This window comes from Corallococcus llansteffanensis (assembly GCF_003612055.1).
Taxonomy (GTDB): domain Bacteria; phylum Myxococcota; class Myxococcia; order Myxococcales; family Myxococcaceae; genus Corallococcus; species Corallococcus llansteffanensis.
On record NZ_RAWB01000845.1, the window covers coordinates 1 to 2,976 of the forward strand.

The 2,976-nt window shown below is 69.7% G+C and carries 3 protein-coding genes; 1 reads left to right on the forward strand and 2 read right to left on the reverse strand.

The genetic code is table 11. The annotated features are described in order from the left end of the window. A partial coding sequence (locus D7V93_RS41070) for a tetratricopeptide repeat protein (RefSeq protein ID WP_147451621.1) occupies nucleotides 1-549 on the reverse strand: 549 nt, incomplete at its 3' end. Then, the gene (locus D7V93_RS41075) at nucleotides 506-1,195 is read right to left on the reverse strand and encodes a transglycosylase SLT domain-containing protein (RefSeq protein WP_120648432.1); all 690 of its coding nucleotides are present in this window, start codon (nucleotides 1,193-1,195) and stop codon (nucleotides 506-508) included. The genes D7V93_RS41075 and D7V93_RS41070, both read right to left, overlap by 44 nt. Nucleotides 1,196-1,283: 88 nt before the next feature. Between D7V93_RS41075 and nadB the strand changes: the two genes are divergently transcribed. Then, nucleotides 1,284-2,873, forward strand: coding sequence for an L-aspartate oxidase (gene nadB, locus D7V93_RS41080; protein WP_120648433.1), 1,590 nt, complete (start codon nucleotides 1,284-1,286; stop codon nucleotides 2,871-2,873). Nucleotides 2,874-2,976: the final 103 nt, after the last annotated feature.

Consider the following 2,976-nt stretch of genomic DNA (forward strand, 5'->3'; position numbering starts at 1 on the left):
CTCCTCGGGGCTGCCTTCCGCGTCGCGCGGCCGTACCGGGGCGGCGGCCGGACGGCTGAAGCCCTCGCCGGCGATGGCGCGCGACATCTTCTCCGCCATGGCGTCGCTGCCAGACAGCAGGAAGTGCTCGCGGGCGCGGCCGTACTCGCCCATCTGGGCGAAGGTCAGGCCCAGGTAGTTGTGGGCCTTCTTGTGGTCCGGGGCCAGGTCGGTGGCCGTCTCGAACTCACGGGCGGCGCGCTGGAGCGCGTTCGTCTTCAGGTACACGAGCCCCAGGTTGACGCGCAGCGTGGGGTCCACCGGGTTGTCCCGCACGAGCATCTCGTACAGGTCCGCGGCGCGGTCGAAGAGGCCGAGCTTGAAGTACGTCAGGCCCAGCAGGTTCTGGGCCTTCTCGTGACGCGGCTGGAGCTGGTGCGCCCGCTCCAGGAAGTCCTTCGCTTCAATGACCTTGCCGGCGCCCAGCAGTTCCCCACCGCGGTAGAGCTGCTGGAGGAACTCCTCGTCAGCGGGGCCCGACTCCTTCGTCCCCTTCGTGCGCGTCGTCATTCTCGGGTGTGGGCTCACGGCTGCTGGCCTCGGCCTGGGCGAGCCGCTCGCGCTCCTTGTAGTGGTAGTAGAGCTGGAGGACCTTGCGCACGTACTCCTGCGTCTCGGTGTACGGCGGCACCTTGCCCCCGTACTTCTTCACGGCGTCCGGACCGGCGTTGTACGCGGCGACCATCTTCACCATGTCGCCGTCGAACATGTTGGCCAGCACGCGCAGGTAGCGCACGCCGCCCTCGATGTTGTCCTTCGAGTCGAAGATGTCCTTCACGTACATGTCCGACGCGGTGCCCGGCATGAGCTGCATCAGCCCGCTGGCGCCCTTGTGGCTGAGCGCGTTCGGGTTGAAGTTGCTCTCCGTGTGCATGATGGCGCGCACCAGCGCCGGCGGGATGCGGTAGCGCAGGGCCGCCGTGGTGATGTGCGGATCCAGCTCCTGCGGCGTGCGCGAGCGGCCCCGCACGGGGGCGCTGGTGGCGGGCGCGGGCGTGAAGGTCCCGGACAGCTTGCGCGCCTTGCGCGAGCCTCCCGGCGGCACGTTCGTGTAGACGATGGTGCCGTCCTTCTCGACGTAGCTGTAGATGCCCTCGGCGGCGGAAGCCGTGGGGGCGAGGGCCAGCAAGGCAAGGAGGGCTGTCAGGGCACGCATGTCGGCGGCCCAAACCTTAGACAACGGCCGGAAAGTCCTCAAGAAAACGCCTTGTTTCCAGCACTTACCGCCATTAAGGCTGTTCGCCATGCCCCATCGGTTTGATTTCCTGGTCCTGGGCGGAGGCGTAGCGGGTCTGTCGTTCGCCCTGCAGGCGGCCCGGCATGGCACCGTCGCCGTGCTCACCAAGCGCGAGCGAGGCGAAGGCAACACGGCCTACGCGCAGGGTGGCATCGCGGGGGTGCTCGCCCCCACCGACACGTTCGATGCGCACATCGAGGACACGCTCGTCGCGGGCGCGGGGCTGTGTCACCGGGACGCGGTGGAGGTGACAGTGCGCGAGGGCCCCGCGCGCCTGAAGGAACTGGTGTCGCTGGGCGCGGAGTTCGACCGGCGCATCGGCGGCGAGTTCGACCTCACGCGCGAGGGAGGCCACTCCGCCCGCCGGGTCGTCCACGCGGGCGACATCACCGGCCGCGAGGTGCAGCGCGCGCTCCTGGCCGCGTGCGACGAGCAGCCCAACATCACCTTCTTCCAGAACACCGCCGCCATCGACCTCATCCTGGACCGGCGTGCGCACGCGTCCAGCGCCAGCCGCTGCGTGGGCGTGTACGCGCTCTTGGAGGATGGCGCCATCGAGCGCTTCCTCGCCAAGGTGACGGTGCTGGCCACCGGCGGCGCGGGCAAGGTGTACCTCTACACGTCCAACCCGGACGTGGCGACGGGCGACGGCGTGGCCATGGCGTACCGCGCGGGCGCGCGCATCGCGAACATGGAGTTCTATCAGTTCCACCCCACCTGCCTGTTCCACCCGGAGGCCAAGAGCTTCCTCATCAGCGAGGCCTTGCGCGGCGAGGGCGGCAAGCTGCGGCTCAAGGGCGGACAGACGTTCATGGAGCGCTACCACCCCATGGGCGCGCTGGCCCCGCGCGACGTGGTGGCGCGCGCCATCGACGCGGAGCTCAAGCGCACGGGCAATGACAGCGTCTACCTGGACATGACGCACCTGGGCCGCGCGTACCTCACCGAGCGCTTCCCCAACATCTACGCCGCCTGCAAGGCCTTCAACATCGACATGGCCGTGCAGCCCATCCCCGTCGTGCCCGCGGCCCACTACCAGTGCGGCGGCGTGGTGACGGACCTGCACGGGCGCACCAACGTGCCGGGCCTCTACGCCATTGGAGAGGTGTCCTCCACGGGCCTGCACGGCGCCAACCGGCTCGCGTCCAACTCGCTGCTGGAGGGCCTGGTGTTCGGCCACCGCGCGGTGCAGGTGGCGGCGGAGGAGATCGCCGCGCTGTCGCACTCCAAGGACGAGCCGCCGGCCTGGGACTCGGGCAGCGCGGTGGACTCCGACGAGAGCGTCGTCGTGACCCACAACTGGGATGAGATCCGCCGCCTGATGTGGAACTACGTCGGCATCGTGCGCACGGACAAGCGGCTGATGCGCGCGCGCCGGCGGTTGGAACTGCTGCGCGAGGAGATCCGCGACTACTACTGGCGCTTCAAGGTGACCCGCGACGTCATCGAGCTGCGCAACATCGCGGAGGTGGCGCACCTCATCGTGGACTGCGCCAGCCGTCGCAAGGAGAGCCGGGGCCTGCACTACACCCTGGACTACCCCCACACCGACGAGCACCAGGGCACGCGCGACACCGTGCTGTCCCGGGAGCTGTGAGCCGCCATGGTCAGCCCGCGCCGCACGCAGCATGACCTCCCGGGCCCCACCGGGCTGGGAGACGAGGAGGCGCCCGCGCCGCGGAACCGCGACGGAGACGGCC